We start from the raw sequence: 536 nt of genomic DNA on the forward strand, positions 1-536 counted from the left end.
CGATGGTTCCGTTCTTGTCGAGGTCTTCGATAATGTACTGTCCCTTGTCATCGATGCCTTTGCAGTGGGGCAGGTAGAATACACCGATCGGCTGTCCCTCCATGAGATAGGTCACACCGGTGTTCTGCGTCAGGCCGGCCGCATTGATGTTGGCAACCGGGATGTGCTCACTGGTCGTCAGTCTCTGTCCTTTATAGGTGCCGCTCAGCGAGTTCAGCTTGTTCTTCTGGAAGCTGAGGTTCATGCCGGAATTGAAGGTAAAGTCCTTTGTGCGGATGATGTCGCCGCGCACGCCGATTTCGAAGCCCGAATTGGTCATCTCACCCATGTTCGCCAGCAAGGTGTTGTAGGTGAATGGCGGAACAGGTACGGTATAGGTATAGAGCAGGTCCTTCGTCTTGGAAGTATACCAGTCCAAAGTAACGTTCAGACGGTTCTGGAAAGCGGCGAAGTCGATACCGATGTCGAAGGTATGCTTTACCTCCCACTTCAGGTCAGGGTTGTCGTTGCTCTAGATGGCATAGGTCGTCGTGTTG

1 pseudogene is annotated in these 536 nt (G+C 53.0%); it reads right to left on the reverse strand.

Features of this window, described 5'->3' with window-relative positions:
- Positions 1–536, reverse strand: a pseudogene (locus BN93_RS16175) (TonB-dependent receptor domain-containing protein); the annotation flags it as partial.

This window comes from Prevotella conceptionensis 9403948, from assembly GCF_000312305.1.
Taxonomy (GTDB): Bacteria; Bacteroidota; Bacteroidia; order Bacteroidales; family Bacteroidaceae; genus Prevotella; species Prevotella conceptionensis.